Below are 17,936 nucleotides of genomic sequence, written 5' to 3' on the forward strand. Positions count from 1 at the left end.
GGAGCGCCGTTTGGCCGAGCCAAACAAGCGACGCGCGACGCCGCCATGCGGCCGGTTTCGGGCGTTCCCCTGGAATGAATTCGAAAGTCAGGGGTTGCCCCGTAAAGGGCCGCTCGCTGCGTCACGCTCCTTGCGAATACGTCCAGTATTCGCTGCGTTGCAGTCCTTGCGAGCGGCCCTTTACGGGGCAACGCATGCACGTTTCATATGCAAACAGACCCTAACCTGTAAACGTTGCGCCGCAGCGTTTAATCCGGCCTTTCCCCCAAATTCAAGCAAGCCGATGGACCACCCGAAGCGCGTACTGATCGTCGAAGACGATGTCGATATAGCGAATGTGCTGAGCCTGCATCTCCGGGACGAGCGCTATGAAGTCGTCCATAGCGCCGACGGCAACGAAGGCCTGCGGCTGCTGGAACAGGGCAACTGGGACGCGCTGATCCTCGACCTGATGCTGCCGGGCGTCGACGGTCTGGAGATTTGCCGGCGTGCCCGCGCGATGGCGCGCTATACGCCGATCATCATCACGAGCGCGCGTTCGAGCGAGGTGCACCGGATACTCGGCCTAGAACTGGGCGCCGACGACTACCTCGCGAAGCCGTTCTCCGTGCTCGAACTGGTCGCGCGCGTGAAGGCGCTGCTGCGGCGCGCCGATGCGATGGCGAAGGACGCGCGCATAGACTCGGGCAGCCTGAATCTCGCGGGCCTGTTCGTCGATCCGCTCACGCGCGAGGCGAGCATCGACGGCAAGCGGATCGAGCTGACGCCGCGCGAGTTCGATCTGCTGTATTTTTTCGCGAGCCGTCCCGGCAAGGTGTTCTCGCGGATGGACCTGCTCAACGCCGTATGGGGCTATCAGCACGAGGGCTACGAGCACACGGTGAACACGCACATCAACCGGCTGCGCGCGAAGATCGAGGCGGATCCCGCCGAGCCGACCCGCATCCTGACGGTATGGGGGCGCGGCTACAAGTTCGTCGCCGATCCCGCCGCGCGCGAAGGAGAAGCGCCGTGAACCTGTCGTTGACGCAGCGGCTGTCGCTGGTGTTTTCCGTCTTGCTGCTCGCGTGCTGCGGCGCGTCGGCGTGGCTGCAGATCCGCTCCAGCGATCTGCACGAAAAGGAAGTGATACAGAGCCTGTCGCGCGATCTCGCCTCCCACATCGCGCGCAATCCGGCCCTCTCCGGCGACAGCGGCGGCGCGGCGCGCAAGGACGCGCTGCGGCAGGTCTTCGGGCAGCTGATGGTAGTCAATCCGAGCGTCGAAGTGTATCTGCTCGATCAGGACGGCCATATCGAAGGCGACGACGCGCCCGCCGGTCATCTGAAGCGGATGCAGGTCGATGTCGCGCCCGTGCGCAAGTTCGTCGCGGGCGACCCGCTGCCGATACTCGGCGACGATCCGCGCAGCGTCGACGGCCACAAGGTGTTCAGCGCGGCGCTGCTGCCGCATGCGGACAGCCGGCCGCCCGGCTACATCTACGTCGTGCTGCAAGGCGAAGCGCACGACGAGCTTGCGGCGCGCTTCAGGGCAAGCTCGGTGTTGCGCACGACGTTGTGGTCGATGGGCGTCGTCGCGCTGCTCGGCCTCGTCGCGGGCGTGGTGGCGTTCGGGCTGATCACGCGGCCGCTGCGGCGGCTGACGGACGCGATGCGCAAGTTCGACGCGAACGGCGAGCCGGATGCGCAGCCAACCGTTCCCGCGTCGGGTGGTGCGGCTGCGCGCGCCGCGCCGTCCCGCTCGCGCGACGAAATCGCCGCGCTCGAATCGACGTTTGCGCAGATGGCCGAGCGCATCGGACAGCAATGGCGCGCGCTGACGAAGCAGGACCAGGAGCGGCGCGAACTCGTTGCGAACATTTCTCACGATCTGCGCACGCCGCTCACTTCGCTGCACGGCTACCTCGAAACGCTGTCGATGAAAGCGGATTCGCTCAGCGACACGGAGCGCAAACGTTATCTCGCGATCGCGCTGGCGCAGAGCGTGAAGGTCGGCAAGCTCGCGCAGTCGCTATTCGAGCTTGCGCGTCTCGAGCACGGCAACGTGCAGCTCGCGCTGGAGGACTTCTCGCTCGTCGATCTGGTGCAGGACGTGTTCCAGAAGTTCGAGCTATCGGCGGAGGCGCGGCGCATCCGCTTGCGCGCGGGCATCGCGCCGCGTCTGCCGAACGTGACGGCGGACCTCGGCATGATCGAGCGCGTGCTGACCAATCTGCTCGACAACGCGATCCGTCACACGCCCGATGACGGCGCCGTCGATGTCGATCTCGTGCTGCGCGACGGCAAGGTGTCGGTGACAGTGAGCGACACGGGCCCCGGCATTCCCGCCGACGTGCGCGCGGGTCTGTTCCAGCGGCCGTTCACGTCGGGCGGCGCGCATCGCGGCGGACTCGGCCTGCTGATCGTCCAGCGCATGCTGCAACTGAACGACAGCCAGATACGGCTCGTCGAGCGCGAAGGGGCAGGGACGGCGTTCTGCTTCGAGCTGAATCCGGCGGGCGCTGCGCAGAAGGGCGCACGCGTGGCCGTATCCGCGCAGTGAGCGCTGCGCGAGCGCAACGCATGCATGGCAGGAGTTACGCGTATTACGCACAGTGCCGGCAAAGGCGCGAAAACGATCGACGAAAATAAACGCGGGTTTAAAACACTCGCGAAATATCGCGCCGCTAAAATTTTCTGAAATGATGGTTGAAAAGATGGAGCGCTCTACTCGTTAACGACGGGTTAAAGATGCGCTCGCTTGCGCCGTTATCAGCGTGTACACGCTGACAACTCTTATTTCTGGCGCGCGCGATTCCAGCTAGACTGCTGTTCCTTCGCCTGAAGATTTCGTCACGCGCGATTCGCAAGCGACGCGACACCGCGTATCCTCGCCCGCGCCAGCCGTTGCAACATCGGCAACGAGCGCATCGCGTGGGACCGCGTCGGACGAAAGCCGGTTGAAGCGTGGTTCGGAGTGCATCGAACACAGATCGCAAAAAAGGAAAACGAAATGCGGTGGTGCTACTCATGTGTCTTCCGGCGAAGCGGGCCTTCCGGCATCGCATGCACCGACGCGCATCGAAGGCATTTCGTTGACTCAGTCATCCTTTTCGTTTTCGGCTTTCTGCTGATCGCGCACGCGAGCGCCGGCGAAAACGTGTTGCGCGTGCTCGCATGGCCGGGCTATGCCGATGCCGACGTCGTCAAAACCTTCGAAGACCGCTATCACGCGAGAGTCGAAGTCACGCTCGTCGATTCCGACGAAGCGCTCTGGGACAAGATGCATCAGGGCACGCAGCCGCAATTCGACGTGCTCGCGGCGAATACGGCCGAAATCCAGCGCTACGCGCATGAGCATCTGCTCGCGCCGCTGGACCTCGCGCACTTGCCGAACACGAGCCGTCAGTTGCCGCGCTTTCGCGCGCTCTCTTCGATTGAAGGACTGACGAATCAAGGCAACGTCTACGCGATTCCGTTCACGTATTCGACAATGGGCCTCATCTACGACCGCAAGCAGGTGAGCGTCGCGCCGCATTCGATGAACGAATTGTGGAACCCGCGCTATCGCGGCAAGGTGCTCGACTACAACAGCGCGCAGCATAATTTCTCGTTCACGGCGCTCGCGCTCGGCTATTCGAATCCGTTCCAGCTGAACGGCGCGCAGATCCAGACGATCACGCGCAAGCTGGTCGATCTGCGGCGCAACCTGCTCACCTACTACAACCTGCCCGAGGAAGCCGCCGCCTATTTCGTCCAGCACAAGGCCGCGCTGATGTTCGGCAATTACGGCACGCAGCAGGTCGAGCTGCTGCGCCGCGCGGGCGCCGACGTCGGCTATGTGATTCCCGACGAAGGCGTGCTCGCATGGCTCGACTGCTGGTCGATGACGAACGCGGCCGCGAACCGGCCGCTCGCGCTCGCGTGGATCAACTACATGCTCGAACCGGGCGTCAGCCAGTTGCTGACGCAGCGCCAGGGACTCGCGAACACGCTCACCGAGCCGCCCGAAAGCACGGGCAAGAGCCACATCATCTGGATCGAGCCCGTCGAGGACATCCAGAAGCGCGAGGCGCTGTGGAGCCGCATCGTATCGGGCGACCGCCCGGAGCGTTTCTGATCATGCGCCAGGGCCTCACGTTCAAGCTCTCGGTGCTGCTCGCGCTAATCGGCGTGCTCGCGTCGGGCACGACGGGCTTCTACGCGTATCAGGCGAACCGCACGATGCTCGTGCGCGAAGCCGAGCGCAGCCTGCTCACGTCGACGGAACTGCTCGGCCAGCGCTTCACGGTGGCCATCAGCGACATCGCCGCCGATGCGCTGGTGCTGTCGACGATGCCGTCCGCGGCGGCTGTCGCGCTCAACGACGACGGCACGTCGCCGGACAACCCGATGCGCGACCGGCTCGCGCAAGTGTTCACGAGCTTCATCGCGCAGCATCCCGAGTATCTGCAAGTGCGCCTCATCGCGCGCAATCACTACGGACTGGAGCTGATCCGCATCGACCGCGAAGCGCGCGGCACCGTGCGCGTGCAGGAAAGCGCGCTACAGGAAAAAGGCCAGTTCGCGTATGTGTTCGATACGCTCGCGCTGACGCCGGGGCGCATCTACATCTCGCCGATCGCCGTCAATCACGAGCACGGCGCGCACGCGGCGGAGGGCAAGCCGACGCTGCGGGTCGGCACGCCCGTCGCCGATCCGCATGGCGACGTGGTCGGCGCGGTCGTCATCGACGTCGATCTGGCTAGCCTGCTGCGGCTCTCGCAGGCCGATCTGCCCGCCGACTATCAGGTCTATCTCGCGAACGAGTGGGGCGATTTCCTCGTGCATCCCGATCCGTCGCAGACCTTCGGCTTCGACAAGGGCCGGCGCGTCTTCATGCAGGACAGCTTTGCGTCGACGAAACCGCTTTTCGGCCAGTCTGTCCAGCCCGTGCTGATGAACGGGCTGTCGCAGCCGAAAGACGCGCATGGGCACGTGTACGCATTCGTGCGCCGGCCGTTCGGCGAATCGCAGGGCAACCGCTTCATCGTGCTCGGATTGGCGAAGCCGCTGCACGACGTGCTGACGGGCGCGAACATGCTCGGCGACAGCATCGTGCGCATGGTGCTGATCTTCAGCGCATTCGCGATCCTGCTCGCGATTCTCTTTGCGCGCGCGCTGACGCGTCCGCTGCATCTGCTCGCGGACGCGGCGACCCACTTCTTCTCCGAGCACGCGATGGTTGCGCTGCCGCTCAAGCGCACCGACGAAATCGGTGTGCTCGCGCGCTGCTTCGACCGGATGCGGCGCGAAATCCACTTGCAGATGGACGAGCTGCACAGCAAGCAGCACGAGCTGACGCATCTCGCGAGTCACGACGGACTCACGGGCTTGCCGAACCGGATGCTGTTCATGCAGAAGCTGCAGGCAGCGATCGACGAGGCGAGGGCGAACGGCGAGCGGCTCGCCGTGCTGTTCATCGATCTGAACCGCTTCAAGCAGATCAACGATCAATACGGCCACTCGGTCGGCGACGACGTGCTCGCGATCGTCGCGCGGCGTTTGCAGCATGTGCTGTATAGCGGCGATATGGTCGCGCGACTGGGCGGCGACGAGTTCATCGTGCTCGTGAAGGGCGCGCGCTCGGCCGATGCGGCGCCCGCTATCGCCGCGCGCATCGTGCGCACGCTCGACGAGGAAGTGATGGTCGGCGACCGGCAGATGGCCGTCGGCGCGAGCATCGGCATCAGCCAGTTTCCGGCGGACGGCGATTCCGCCGAAGCCCTGCTGCTCAACGCGGACGCCGCGATGTATGCGGCGAAATCGGGCGGCTCGGGCGCATGGATCGCGTATCAGGAAGTGCTCGCGCTACAGCGCGCGCGAGCCGGCCGCGACATGCCTTCTGGCCGGGGCGAGCCCGCCAGGGCCGAGCGCGCCGCCGACGGAGCCGACGTGATCGTCTGAGCCTTTGCGCCTTTGCACGTTCGCACGTTTGCGCGACGTAAATCGATGGATCTCCGCGCCGCCTGGCGGCACGCTTCTTGCGGAAACGCCTGCGTGTCGAAGCGAAAAGGAGAACCCGGATGACCCTGGTCATTTATCTGATCGGCTGGCTGATTTTCATTGGCGGCGTCTCGTGGGCTCTCATCACCATGCACGTCGCGCAGCATTACGTGGCGATCGTCGCCGTGATCCTGCTGGGCATCGGCGTCGCCACGGGTGCGACCCGCGCGCGCGGCCGCGATCGATCGCCATAGTCTCCAAAGTTTTCACCGCCTTTTTAAAGGCTTTTTGCACGCTTTTTCATGCGCCGACGCGCGCAGTTCCACTCATGTCACGGCGGTCGCGACGGCCACCGCGCGCGGGCAGCTTTTGCACGCCGCCATGACATTTCCCGACATAGTTTTTGAACTGACTTGGCGCTCAGGTTCTTCTACAGTTTGATCCGTCGCCACGCTGCATCTGCGAAGTGGCCCGAACCGTGAAGGACACCGCCGTGAAAATCCGCTCGCAATTCTTCTCCTCATTTTCCGATCTGCTGAAGCGCTCGTCGTCCGCGACGACGGCGCGCGGCGTGTCGCGGCGCATCGCGTTCGCAGCGGCGGCCGCCGTGGTCGGCGCAAGCGCATCGCTCGTCAGCGTGCCGGCGTGGGCGGGATGGTACGGCCACGGCACGGCGTACACGTCGCACGGCACGTATAGCGGCGCGCATGCGGCGTCGTGTGGCGGCGGCACCTGCAACCATGCAGGCGGCGCGATGGGCCCTTATGGCGGCATCGCGAGCAACTCGGGCAGCGTCACGCGGACGGCGCCCGGCCAGTTCTCGAACACGGGCACGGCCTACGGTCCCAACGGACGCTCGGTCCAGCACTCCGGCGACACCAGTTGCGCGAACGGCAACTGCTCGCACACGGGCTCGATGACGGGCTCGGACGGCAGAACGGCCTCGACATCCGGCGACGTGACGCGCACGGCACCGGGCCAGTACACATCGTCGGGCACAGTGACGGGCGGCAACGGCAACACCTATAACCACTCAGCGTCGACGAATTGCGGCGGCTGGACCTGCTCGCGCTCGGGCACCGTGACGGGCAGCAACGGCGGAACGGTCACGCATTCGGGCAGCGCGACGAGCGTCGCACCCGGCGTCGTCGTCACATCGGGCAGCGCGACGGGCACGCACGGCAACACGGTGACGACGAGCGGCACGGTCGTGCATGGCGGCACCGTCACGACGGGCGGAACGACGGTGGTGACGGGCACCACGACCACGGTCGGCGCGGCTGTCGTCGTGCCGCCTCCGGTGGTCGTGCCGCCGCCGACGTCGACGGTGGTCGTCGCGGCTCCCGTTCCGGCTCCCGCGCCTGTCGTCGTCGCGCCGCCTCCGCCGGCTGTCGTGGTCGCGCCCGCGCCCGTCGTGGTTCCGCCGCCTGCACCGCACGTCGTCGTGGCTGTGCCGCCGCCCGCGCCGCATGTCGTCTACGTCGCGCCGAAGCCGCGTGTCGCCGTGTGGATTCCTGGGCACTGGGTCGGCCGCGTATGGGTGCCCGCTCACTGGGCATGACGAACACCTGAACATCTGCTTCGGAGCGATTGCTCAAACGACGAACGGCGCGACATGCGCCGTTCGTCGTTTTGTGGCTGTCCGCGTGTGCTTGTCTCTTCTTTGGAGGCTTCGCGGACATCCGCGATTCGCGCGCCATGTCCCTTGCATGGCGCTTCGCGAGAGCCGTGGCACGCTCCAGACAAACCCTGATTGCTGCGCTGAAAGCGCCGCTGCTATCGTGCGCTGGTCATATGTGGAAGCGCTTCCACGCAATGCTTCCGCAGGGCCCAGTCGACCAGTCCAGGCGACGAATCCAACCTGTCCAGCGAGAGGAGGTTCCGTGGCATACGACGCAGTGGCATCCCGCAACCGCGACCAGCGCGATACGCATCGGGACGCGAACACAAGCTCCCGCAGCGGCTCTCTCAACGATCCCTTCACGCCGCCGCCCGATTCCGTGCTGTGGCGCAAGGATTTCCTGCTCGGCGCGGCGACGGCTTCGTATCAGATCGAAGGCGCCGTCGACGAGGACGGCCGTCTGCCGTCGATCTGGGACACCTTTTCGGCGACGCCCGGCAAGGTGCTCGCGGGCGACACGGGCGCCGTGGCCTGCGATCACTATCATCGGTGGGAAAGCGATTTCGATCTGCTCACGCGGCTCAACTTCGAGGCGTACCGGCTGTCGATCGCATGGCCGCGCGTGATGGACGAAGCGGGCCGTCCCAACGCAAAGGGCATCGGCTTCTACAAGCGTCTGCTCGACCGGCTCAAGGACAAGGGCTTGCAGACCTTCGTCACGCTTTATCACTGGGATTTGCCGCAGCATCTGGAGGATCGCGGCGGCTGGCTCAACCGCGAGACCGTCTATCGCTTCGCCGATTACGCGGACCTGATGAGCCGCGAACTGTCGGGCCACGTCGATGCGTGGATGACGCTCAACGAGCCGTTGTGCTCGGCGTTGCTCGGCTATGGGAACGGTCATCACGCGCCGGGCCGCGCGAACGTGCGATACGCGACACAGGCGATGCATCATCTGCTGCTCGCGCATGGTCACGGCATGCAGGCGCTGCGCGCGAACGATCCCGCATCGATGAAGGGCATCGTCGCGAACGTCGGGCGCGGCACGCCGGCGTCGGCGAGCGAAGCGGACCAGCGCGCCGCGCATCTGTACGAAGTGCAGCACAACGCGTGGATTCTGGACCCGCTGCTCAAGGGCGAATATCCGGCGGATCTGTGGGCGTTGTGGCCCGGCGCCGAACCGCTCGTGCTCGAAGGCGACCTGCAAAGCATCGCGACGCCGCTCGATTTCCTCGGCATCAACTATTATTTCCGCACCAACGTGAAGAGCGACGGCGCGCGCGGCTTCGTCGACGTGCCGCTGCCCGATGTCGAACGCACGCAGATGGGCTGGGAGGTGCATCCGGACGGACTGCGCGATCTGCTGACGGGCTTCGATCGCGCGTATCCGAACCTGCCGCCCATTTACATCACTGAAAACGGCATGGCTTTGGACGACAAGGTGCGGGACGGCCGCGTCGAGGACACGCAGCGCATCGCGTTCCTCAGGCGGCATCTGGCCGCCGTCGATCAGGCCGTCAAGCAGGGCGTCGATATTCGCGGCTACTTCGTGTGGTCGCTGCTGGACAACTTCGAATGGGCGTTCGGCTACGAGCGGCGTTTCGGCGTCGTGCATGTCGATTACGCGACGCAGCAGCGCACGGTCAAGCGCAGCGGCGAGCTGATCGCGAAGTTCATCGAGGAGCGCAGCAAGAAGAACTGACGCAAAGAGTTAATCCAAAAGAATGACACATGGCCGCGTCAAGCTGCCTGGTTCGCAGTCGACCCGATAAATCGGACCTCGAGCCCGAAGGAGACGGAATGAACAGCACGAAGCAGTGGGGGTTGAAAAGCGCTGTCGCGCTCGCTCTGGCCATCGCGGGCGTGGTCGCGCACGCCGAGCCGCTGAAGGCCAATGTCATCCACTGGTGGACGTCGGGCGGCGAGTCGGCGGCCATCCGGCAGTTCGCCGACGCGTACAACCAGGCGGGCGGCCAATGGGTCGACAACGCGGTGGCGGGCGCGGACCAGGCGCGCGCGACGGCGATCAACCGCATTGTCGGCGGCGATCCGCCCACGGCTGCGCAGTTCAACACGTCGAAGCAGTTTCATGACCTGATCGATCAGGGCCTGCTCAACAACGTCGATGCCGTCGCCGCTAAAGAGAACTGGGCGGCCATTTTTCCGCAATCGATACTCGACAGCATCAAGGTCAACGGTCACTACTACGCGGCGCCCGTCGACATCCACATGCCCGCGTGGTTCTTCTATTCGAAGCCGGTGTTCGCGAAGGCGGGCATCGCCGGCGACCCGAAGAACTTCGATGAATTTCTCGCCGATCTCGACAGGCTGAAGAAAGCGGGCGTGATACCGCTCGCGCTCGGCGGCCAGCCGTGGCAGGAGAAGATCACGTTCGACGCCGTGTTCGCCGATGTCGGCGGGCCCGATCTCTATCTGAAGGTGTATCGCGACCGCGATGCGAAGGCCGTCAACTCCGATGCGTTCAGGAAGGTGCTCGCGTCGTTCAAGAAGCTGCACGACTATGTCGATGCGGGCTCGCCGGGCCGCAACTGGAACGACGCGACGGCGCTCGTGATCTCCGGCAAGGCGGGCGTGCAGATCATGGGCGACTGGGCGAAGGGCGAGTTCTCGGCGGCGAAGCAGTCGCCGGGCAAGGACTTCGGCTGCTTCCCGGGCTTCGGTCCGCACTCGCCGTATCTTGTGGCAGGCGACGTGTTCGTGTTCCCGAAGACGGACAACGCGAATTCGATCAAGGCGCAGAACCTGCTCGCGACCGTGATGACGTCGCCTCAGGCGCAGGTTGCGTTCAGTGCGAAGAAGGGCTCGATTCCGATTAGGCCCGACGTCGACGTGAACCAGCTCGACGTGTGCGCGAAGGAGGGCATCGCGATCATGAAGGACAAGTCGCGTCAATTGCCGAATCCGGAAATGCTCGTGTCGCCCGACTTGCAGGGCGCGTTGACGGACGTCATCACGAACTTCTGGAACAAGAACCAGTCGGTCGACGATGCGCAAAAGGCCTTTGCGAGCGCACTGAAAGGCTGACGCGCGATGGGGACGCTCAAGTCGCACGCGTTGTCCGAGATCGCCGCTAACGGCGCGACAGGCGCGAAAGACGCCAAAGGCACGAAGGACGAGCCCGTCGCGAGAACGCGCGCGCGGCCGTTGCGCAAGCGCTGGCCGCTCGCCGCGTGGATCGCGCTGATCCCGATGATGCTGACGGTCGTCTTCGCGTATCTCGGCACGATGCTGTGGACCGCGCGCGTGTCGCTCAGCAACTCGCACACGTTCCCGTCGAGCGACTTCGCCGGCTTCACGCAATACGCGCGGCTCTTTCATAACGACCGGTGGCTCGTGTCGTTGCAGCACATCGCGATCTATGGCGTGTGCTTCATCGTCGCGTGCCTCGTGATCGGCACGCTGCTCGCGATTTTCATCGATCAGCGCGTGATGGCGGAGGGCGTGCTGCGCACAGTGTTCCTGTATCCGTATGCGATGTCGTTCGTCGCGACGGGCCTCGTATGGCAATGGATACTCAACCCCGAACTCGGCGCGCAGTCGCTGCTGCACAAGCTCGGCTTCACGCATGCGCGCTTCGACTGGATCGTCGATCAGGACTGGGTGATCTATACGATCGTGATCGCGACCGTGTGGCAGGCGTCGGGGCTCGTGATGGCCGTGATGCTCGCGGGGCTGCGCGGCATCGACGACGAGTTGTGGAAGGCCGCGCGCATCGACGGCATTCCGCGCTGGCGCGTCTACGCGAGCATCGTGATACCGATGCTCGGCCCGTCGATATCGACGGCTTTCGTGCTGCTGTTCGTCGCCGTGGTGAAGCTGTTCGACGCCGTCGTCGCGATGACGCAAGGCGGTCCCGGCACCGCGAGCGAAGTGCCCGCGAAGTTCATCATGGACTATCTGTTCGGGCGCGCGAACATCGGCCTCGCGTCGGCGGCGTCGATCGTGTTGCTCGCAACGGTGCTCGCGATTCTTGCGCCGTTCCTGTACGCGCGCAGCCGCGCTTCATTGCGCAAGGAGGTGTGATGAGCGCGACGCTTCCATCCTCTTTCGATTCACAGCGCCGCCGTCATGCGCGCAGAAAGCGCTTTTCGCCCGCGCGTCTGGGCGTGTACGGCTTTCTGATCGTCGCCGCGCTCTTCTTCCTGTTGCCGCTTTACGTGATGCTCGTGACGTCGGTGAAGCCGATGAGCGAGATACGCCTTGGTAATCTGCTCGCGCTGCCGATGCACTTCACGCTGCAACCGTGGGGCGATGCATGGCAGTCGGCGTGCACGGGGCTCGATTGCAACGGCATTCGCGTCGGCTTCTGGAACTCGGTGCGCATCGTCGTGCCGAGCACGGTGTTCTCGATCGTGATCGGCGCGATCAACGGCTATGCGCTGTCGTTCTGGCGTCCGCGCGGCGCGGGGCTTTTCTTCGGCGTGTTGCTGCTGGGCGCGTTCATTCCGTATCAGGTGATGATCTATCCGATGGTGCGCGTGCTCGCGAGCGTGCATCTGTTCAGCTCGCTGCCGGGCATCGTGATCGTCCATACGATCTTCGGCATGCCCGTGATGACGCTGCTGTTCCGCAACTACTACGCGGGCATTCCGCTGGAACTGTTCAAGGCCGCGCGCATCGACGGCGGCGGCTTCTGGCGCATTTTCTTCCAGCTGATGCTGCCGATGTCGCTGCCCATCATCGTGGTCGCGATGATCCTGCAGGTGACGAACATCTGGAACGACTACCTGCTCGGCCTCGTGTTCGCGGGCACGAAGAACCTGCCGATGACGGTGCAGCTGAACAACATCATCAACACGACGACGGGCGAGAAGATCTACAACGTCAACATGGCGGCGACCATTCTGACTTCGATCGTGCCGCTCGCCGTGTATTTCGTTTCGGGCCGCTGGTTCGTGCGCGGCATCGCGACGGGCGCAGTGAAGGGCTGAGAGGATCGATATGGCAACCGAGATGGCAACCGAGATCGCAACCGATACGGCAGCGGGTATCGCAAGCGCGGCGAACATGGCCAACGTCGCGGTCCGCGACCTGAAGATCCAGCTTGGCGCGAACACGGTGATCGACGCGCTCGATCTCGACGTGCGCGCGGGCGAATTCGTCGTGCTGCTCGGGCCGTCGGGCTGCGGCAAGTCGACGTTGCTGCACAGCATCGCGGGGCTGATCGACGTGACGGAAGGCAGCATCGAGATCGGCGGCGAGGACATGACGTGGGCCGATCCGAAAGACCGGCGCGTCGCGCTCGTGTTCCAGTCGTATGCGCTCTATCCGACGATGAGCGTCGAGCGCAATCTGTCGTTCGCGCTGCGCGTCAACGGCACGCCGAAGGCGGAAATCGAACGGCGCGTCGCGCGCGCGTCCGACATGCTGCAACTGGGCCCGCTGCTCAAGCGCAAGCCCGCGCAACTGTCGGGCGGGCAGCGGCAGCGCGTCGCGATCGGACGCGCGATCGTGCGCGAAGCCGATGTGTTCCTGTTCGACGAGCCGCTGTCGAATCTCGACGCGAAGCTGCGCACGGAATTGCGCCGCGAGCTGAAGCAACTGCATCAGCGCCTGGGCGCGACGATGATCTACGTGACGCACGATCAGGTCGAAGCGATGACGCTCGCCACGCGCATGGCCGTGATGAAGAGCGGCGTGATCCAGCAGTTCGGCACGCCCGCCGAGGTGTACGCGCGGCCCGCGAATCTCTTCGTCGCGACCTTCCTCGGCTCGCCGTCGATGAACCTGCTCAACGGCACGCTCGCGGTGCAAGGCGGCAGCGTGCGCTTTACAGGCGCGAAGCTCGACGTCGACGTGTCGCGCTACGCGTTCGCCGCGCAGCCCTCGGATGGCCAGCCATGCGTGCTCGGCGTGCGGCCCGAGGACGTGCGCGTGCGGATCGGCGCGGACTCGGATCAGCGCGGACAAGTGTCGCTTATCGAGCCGATGGGCAACCACCGCGTCGTCTGGCTCGATTATCATGGCATGCAGATCGCGTCGATTGATCAGGAGAAAACGCCCGTTGCCGTGGGCGATTCCATCGCGTTTGCGATCGACGACGCGCATATATCGCTGTTCGACGAGGCTGGCGGCGCGCGCCTCTGAGCAGCACGCGCAACAACACAAGCGGACGGAGATACCGTGGCGACTCTCAAGGATGTCGCGGATCTGGCGGGCGTGGGGCTGTCGACGGCCTCGCGCGCCATTTCCGGGAAAGGACCTGTATCGGCCGAAGCAGCCGCTCGCGTGAAGGCCGCGATCGCCGAGCTCAACTTCCGGCCTTCGTCGATCGGCCGCGCGATGGCCACGCAGCAGCTCGGCATCATCGGCCTGTTCGTGCCGACGTTCTTCGGCTCGTACTACGGCACGATCCTCAAGCAGACCGATCTCGAACTGCGCGCGGTGCATCGTCATGTGGTCGTGGCGACGGGCTGCGGGCAATCGTCGCCGCGCGAGCAGGCGCTTGAAGCCGTGCATTTTCTGATCGGGCGCGATTGCGACGGCGTCGTCGTGATCAGCCACGACCTGCATGACGAAGACCTCGACGAGCTGCACCGGATGCACCCGAAGATGGTCTTTCTCAATCGTTCGTTCGAGCAATTGCCCGATGCGTCGTTCTGCGCGGACCATCGGCGCGGCGGCGAACTGGCGGCGGCGACGCTGCTCGAACATGGGCACCGGCAAATCGCCGTGATTTCAGGGCCTTTTACGGCATCGGACAACGTCGAGCGGCTCGACGGATTCTTCGACGAACTCGCGCGTCACGGCATCGCGCGCGATACGGTGCCGTTGATCGAATCCGACTTCTCGCCCGAAGGCGGCTATGCGGCGACGTGCCAGCTGCTCGATTCGAAGGTGCCGTTCACGGGGCTCTTCTGCGCGAACGACATGATGGCCGTCAGCGCGCTCGCGCGTTTTCATCAAGTGGGCATCTCGGTGCCCGGTGACGTCTCCGTGATCGGCTACGACGACGACTACTCGGCCGTCTATGCCGCGCCGGCGTTGACGTCCGTGCATATTCCGACCGCGCAGCTCACGCAGAACGCGGTGCGCTGGCTGATCAACCAGTGCTATGGCACGAAGTCGGAGATCTTCCGCGAGTTTCCTGTCACGGTGACGACGCGCGCGTCGGTGGGGCGGCCGAAAGCGGTGTGATGTCATGCCGCCTTCGGCGGTGGCCATGCACGTGAAGGCGCGGGCCTTTTCCCGCTGCGCGCGCGGCTGCATTAGCATGGAGGGCTCACCAGGAGCCCGCGATGCAGCCACCCACTCTCGACAATCCCTTTCTCGAATCGCTGTCGGTCGAACTGACCGAATGGAAGAACGGCTACGCCGAACTCACGATGCCGATCCGGCCCGCGACGCTCAACCGTCAGCGCGTGCTGCAGGGCGGCGCGATCGCCACGCTGCTCGATGCGGCGGCGGGCTACTCGGGCCTCTATAGCGAAGGCGATCCGATCCATGCTTTCACGCTGTCGCTGACCATCAGCTATCTCGACAAGGGCCTCGGCGAAAACGTGATCGGCAAGGGCTTTCTCGAACGGCGCGGCCGCTCGGTGTTCTTTGCGCGCGCTGAGGCATGGGTCGATCACAAGGTGCTGATCGCCAGCGCGCAAGGCGTGTTCAAGTACGCTTGACGCGCTCCATCCCTTCGATGACGATGCAACCTTGCCGCTCCACGCGTTGTGACCGGTAACTTTTTCGGGCCTTCACACGCAGACGGCCGTGCGGCCCGCAGGTAAGGATTCGCGCAATCGGCTAAGATCGTCGTTCCCAGCAGCCCGATCCGGACCGCGCGCAACACTCGCGGCCCGGCGTCTTTCCACTTTCAGGAATACAGCATGGTCACATCCAGCAGCTACACCGATACCCGTCTGTTGATCAACAACGAGTGGTGCGACGCCGCCAGCGGCAAGACCCTCGACGTCGTCAATCCCGCGACGGGCAAGCCGATCGGCAAGGTCGCGCACGCGGGCAAGGCCGATCTGGACCGCGCGCTGGAAGCCGCGCAAAAGGGCTTCGAAGCGTGGCGCAAGGTGCCCGCCAACGAGCGCGCCACGACGATGCGCAAGGCGGCCGCGTTCGTGCGCGAGCGCGCCGAAAGCATCGCGCGCCTGATGACGCAGGAGCAGGGCAAGCCGTTCGCCGAAGCGCGCATCGAAGTGCTGTCGGCCGCCGACATCATCGAGTGGTTCGCCGACGAAGGCCGCCGCGTCTATGGCCGCATCGTGCCGTCGCGCAACCTGAACGCGCAGTCGCTCGTGATCAAGGAGCCGATCGGCCCCGTCGCCGCGTTCACGCCGTGGAACTTCCCCGTCAACCAGGTCGTGCGCAAGCTGAGCGCCGCGCTTGCAAGCGGCTGCTCGTTCCTCGTGAAGGCGCCTGAGGAAACGCCGGCATCGCCTGCGGGCCTGCTGAAGGCATTCGTCGATGCAGGCGTGCCTCCCGGCACCGTCGGCCTCGTGTTCGGCGACCCGGCTGAGATTTCGAGCTACCTGATTCCGCATCCCGTGATCCGCAAGGTTACGTTCACGGGCTCGACGCCTGTCGGCAAGCAACTCGCCGCGATGGCCGGCCAGCACATGAAGCGCGCGACGATGGAACTCGGCGGCCACGCGCCCGTGATCGTCGCGGAAGACGCCGACGTCGCGCTCGCCGTCAAGGCAGCGGGTGCAGCGAAGTTCCGCAACGCCGGCCAGGTCTGCATTTCGCCGACGCGCTTTCTCGTGCACAACAGCATCCGCGAGGAATTCGCGGCCGCGCTCATCAAGCATGCCGAGGGCCTGAAAATCGGCGACGGTCTTGCCGAAGGCACGCAACTCGGGCCGCTCGCGAACGCGCGCCGTATGACGGCGATGGCGAGCATCGTCGAGAACGCGCGCGCAACGGGCGCGACGATCGCGACGGGCGGCGAGCGCGTCGGCTCGGAAGGTAACTTCTTCGCGCCGACGGTGCTGACGAACGTGTCGCTCGAAGCCGATGTGTTCAACAACGAGCCGTTCGGCCCGGTCGCGGCGATTCGCGGCTTCGACAAGCTCGAAGAGGCGATCGCCGAAGCGAACCGTCTGCCGTATGGCCTTGCAGGCTATGCGTACACGAAGTCGTTCCGCAATGTGCATCTGCTGTCGCAGAACCTCGAAGTCGGCATGCTGTGGATCAACCAGCCCGCCACGCCGACGCCGGAAATGCCGTTCGGCGGCGTGAAGGACTCGGGCTACGGTTCGGAAGGCGGACCTGAGGCAATGGAAGCCTATCTCGTGACGAAGGCCGTGACGGTAATGGCCGTCTAAAGTCTGCACAAACGTCGCATGCCGCCCGCTGCAACGGCGGGCGGTTTATCGTCAGTCATCGAACGCCCATCGGCTATCCGCGAACGCGTGACAGCAGTTCGTCGGATGAATCGAAAGCCGTTGGTAAAACTCCCGATTGGTCGCGTCGCGCCGCGCTTCTAGCATGGCGATCGATGCAACGTGCCCGCGACTCGTGCTGTGCGATGTCGAGACACGCGGCATCGATGGGTCGGCGGCTCGTTCGAATCGAATTGCTCATACCGTTGCCGTCTTTTCAAACGCGGCAAGCCGGCCCCGTTCTCGTCGTATTGCTCACTGATCGCTGAATGGTTCGCTGCAGGCAGGCGCATGCAGCAGCCCTCGACTTCGCCCGTATCGTCCGCATCGCCCGTATGGCGCGCGCGTGAAAACAAAAACGAAAACGCACGACGCACCGGCATCAGGCGCGCGCTCGTGCAATCGCCGCGCGAATCTCGAGACCGTCCTTGCGCCTGGGTGTCGTTCGATACGAGTCACTGCACGAGTCACTGGAGAGCTTCGATGATCTTTCACGCGTCCATTCCCACGCACAACCCCGAGCGCGTCGCGCGCACGCTGGCCGAATTGTGGGGCGGTTTCGCCGCGCCGTTTTCGCCTTTCGAAGGCGCCTGGATGGCGGTCGCGGGCGACGATCGCGGCACCATCATCGAGACCTATCCGAGCGATCTGACGCTCACGCCCGGCGACTCACGGGAGCCGCTCGCTTCGAAAACGGGCACACGCGCGCAATACAGCGGCTTTCATATGGCCGTCGCGACGCCGCTCTCCGTTGAGGAAGTGATCGCGATCGGCGAGCGCGAAGGCTGGCGCGCGGTGCGCTGCACGCGCGGCAACAACTTCTTCGACGTGATCGAACTGTGGATCGAGAACGGCACGCTGATCGAACTGCTGACGCCCGAGATGCAGGCGCAGTATCGCAGCTTCGCGACGCCCGAGAATTTCCGCGCGCTCGCCGCACAGGCCCAGGCTCAAGTCCACACACAGGCTTGATCTTTTGTTGCGCGCTTCTGTTGTCGCGAT

The 17,936-nt window shown here is 64.8% G+C and carries 15 protein-coding genes; all 15 read left to right on the forward strand.

Annotated elements, in window-relative coordinates; translation table 11 throughout:
- The first annotated feature begins 283 nt into the window (after positions 1 to 283).
- The 15 genes from VSR68_RS19975 to VSR68_RS20045 all read left to right on the forward strand — a co-directional run bounded on the left by VSR68_RS19975 (position 284) and on the right by VSR68_RS20045 (position 17,906).
- The gene (locus VSR68_RS19975; RefSeq protein ID WP_342941484.1) at positions 284 to 1,015 is read left to right on the forward strand and encodes a response regulator transcription factor; all 732 of its coding nucleotides are present in this window, start codon (positions 284 to 286) and stop codon (positions 1,013 to 1,015) included.
- Positions 1,012 to 2,541 (forward strand): HAMP domain-containing sensor histidine kinase, encoded by a 1,530-nt coding sequence (locus tag VSR68_RS19980; protein WP_342941485.1) that lies wholly within the window; start codon positions 1,012 to 1,014, stop codon positions 2,539 to 2,541. Before VSR68_RS19975 ends, VSR68_RS19980 begins: the two co-directional genes overlap by 4 nt.
- A 450-nt stretch (positions 2,542 to 2,991) precedes the next feature.
- On the forward strand, positions 2,992 to 4,098 hold the full coding sequence (locus VSR68_RS19985; protein ID WP_342941486.1) for an ABC transporter substrate-binding protein: 1,107 nt from the start codon (positions 2,992 to 2,994) through the stop codon (positions 4,096 to 4,098).
- Positions 4,098 to 5,924, forward strand: a complete 1,827-nt coding sequence (locus VSR68_RS19990; protein WP_342941567.1) for a diguanylate cyclase domain-containing protein — start codon at positions 4,098 to 4,100, stop codon at positions 5,922 to 5,924. The genes VSR68_RS19985 and VSR68_RS19990 overlap by 1 nt, the downstream gene beginning before the upstream one ends.
- 119 nt (positions 5,925 to 6,043) lie before the next feature.
- Positions 6,044 to 6,217, forward strand: coding sequence for a hypothetical protein (locus VSR68_RS19995; RefSeq protein WP_342941487.1), 174 nt, complete (start codon positions 6,044 to 6,046; stop codon positions 6,215 to 6,217).
- A 239-nt stretch (positions 6,218 to 6,456) separates the two neighbouring features.
- Positions 6,457 to 7,524 carry a hypothetical protein gene (locus tag VSR68_RS20000; protein ID WP_342941488.1) on the forward strand — a complete coding sequence of 356 codons (1,068 nt, stop codon included), beginning with the start codon at positions 6,457 to 6,459 and terminating at the stop codon, positions 7,522 to 7,524.
- 322 nt (positions 7,525 to 7,846) lie between these two features.
- Positions 7,847 to 9,286 carry a GH1 family beta-glucosidase gene (locus tag VSR68_RS20005; RefSeq protein WP_342941489.1) on the forward strand — a complete coding sequence of 480 codons (1,440 nt, stop codon included), beginning with the start codon at positions 7,847 to 7,849 and terminating at the stop codon, positions 9,284 to 9,286.
- 98 nt (positions 9,287 to 9,384) lie between these two features.
- Positions 9,385 to 10,629, forward strand: a complete 1,245-nt coding sequence (locus tag VSR68_RS20010; protein ID WP_342941490.1) for an ABC transporter substrate-binding protein — start codon at positions 9,385 to 9,387, stop codon at positions 10,627 to 10,629.
- Between the two features lie 6 nt (positions 10,630 to 10,635).
- Positions 10,636 to 11,628, forward strand: coding sequence for a sugar ABC transporter permease (locus VSR68_RS20015; RefSeq protein WP_342941491.1), 993 nt, complete (start codon positions 10,636 to 10,638; stop codon positions 11,626 to 11,628).
- Positions 11,628 to 12,536 carry a carbohydrate ABC transporter permease gene (locus tag VSR68_RS20020; protein WP_342941492.1) on the forward strand — a complete coding sequence of 303 codons (909 nt, stop codon included), beginning with the start codon at positions 11,628 to 11,630 and terminating at the stop codon, positions 12,534 to 12,536. The genes VSR68_RS20015 and VSR68_RS20020 overlap by 1 nt, the downstream gene beginning before the upstream one ends.
- A gap of 22 nt (positions 12,537 to 12,558) precedes the next feature.
- Positions 12,559 to 13,692: an ABC transporter ATP-binding protein gene (locus tag VSR68_RS20025; protein WP_342941493.1), complete on the forward strand. Its 1,134-nt coding sequence runs from the start codon at positions 12,559 to 12,561 to the stop codon at positions 13,690 to 13,692.
- 36 nt (positions 13,693 to 13,728) lie between these two features.
- Positions 13,729 to 14,742: a LacI family DNA-binding transcriptional regulator gene (locus VSR68_RS20030; protein WP_342941494.1), complete on the forward strand. Its 1,014-nt coding sequence runs from the start codon at positions 13,729 to 13,731 to the stop codon at positions 14,740 to 14,742.
- A gap of 101 nt (positions 14,743 to 14,843) precedes the next feature.
- Positions 14,844 to 15,224, forward strand: a complete 381-nt coding sequence (locus VSR68_RS20035) for a PaaI family thioesterase (RefSeq protein ID WP_090873191.1) — start codon at positions 14,844 to 14,846, stop codon at positions 15,222 to 15,224.
- A 204-nt stretch (positions 15,225 to 15,428) separates the two neighbouring features.
- The gene (locus VSR68_RS20040) at positions 15,429 to 16,877 is read left to right on the forward strand and encodes an NAD-dependent succinate-semialdehyde dehydrogenase (RefSeq protein WP_342941495.1); all 1,449 of its coding nucleotides are present in this window, start codon (positions 15,429 to 15,431) and stop codon (positions 16,875 to 16,877) included.
- Between the two features lie 540 nt (positions 16,878 to 17,417).
- A complete protein-coding gene (locus VSR68_RS20045; protein ID WP_342941496.1) occupies positions 17,418 to 17,906 on the forward strand; it encodes a hypothetical protein in 489 nt (162 codons plus the stop codon).
- The last annotated feature ends 30 nt before the right edge of the window (positions 17,907 to 17,936 follow it).

The sequence above is a fragment of the Paraburkholderia phymatum genome, from assembly GCF_038900715.1.
GTDB classification, from domain to species: domain Bacteria; phylum Pseudomonadota; class Gammaproteobacteria; order Burkholderiales; family Burkholderiaceae; genus Paraburkholderia; species Paraburkholderia phymatum_A.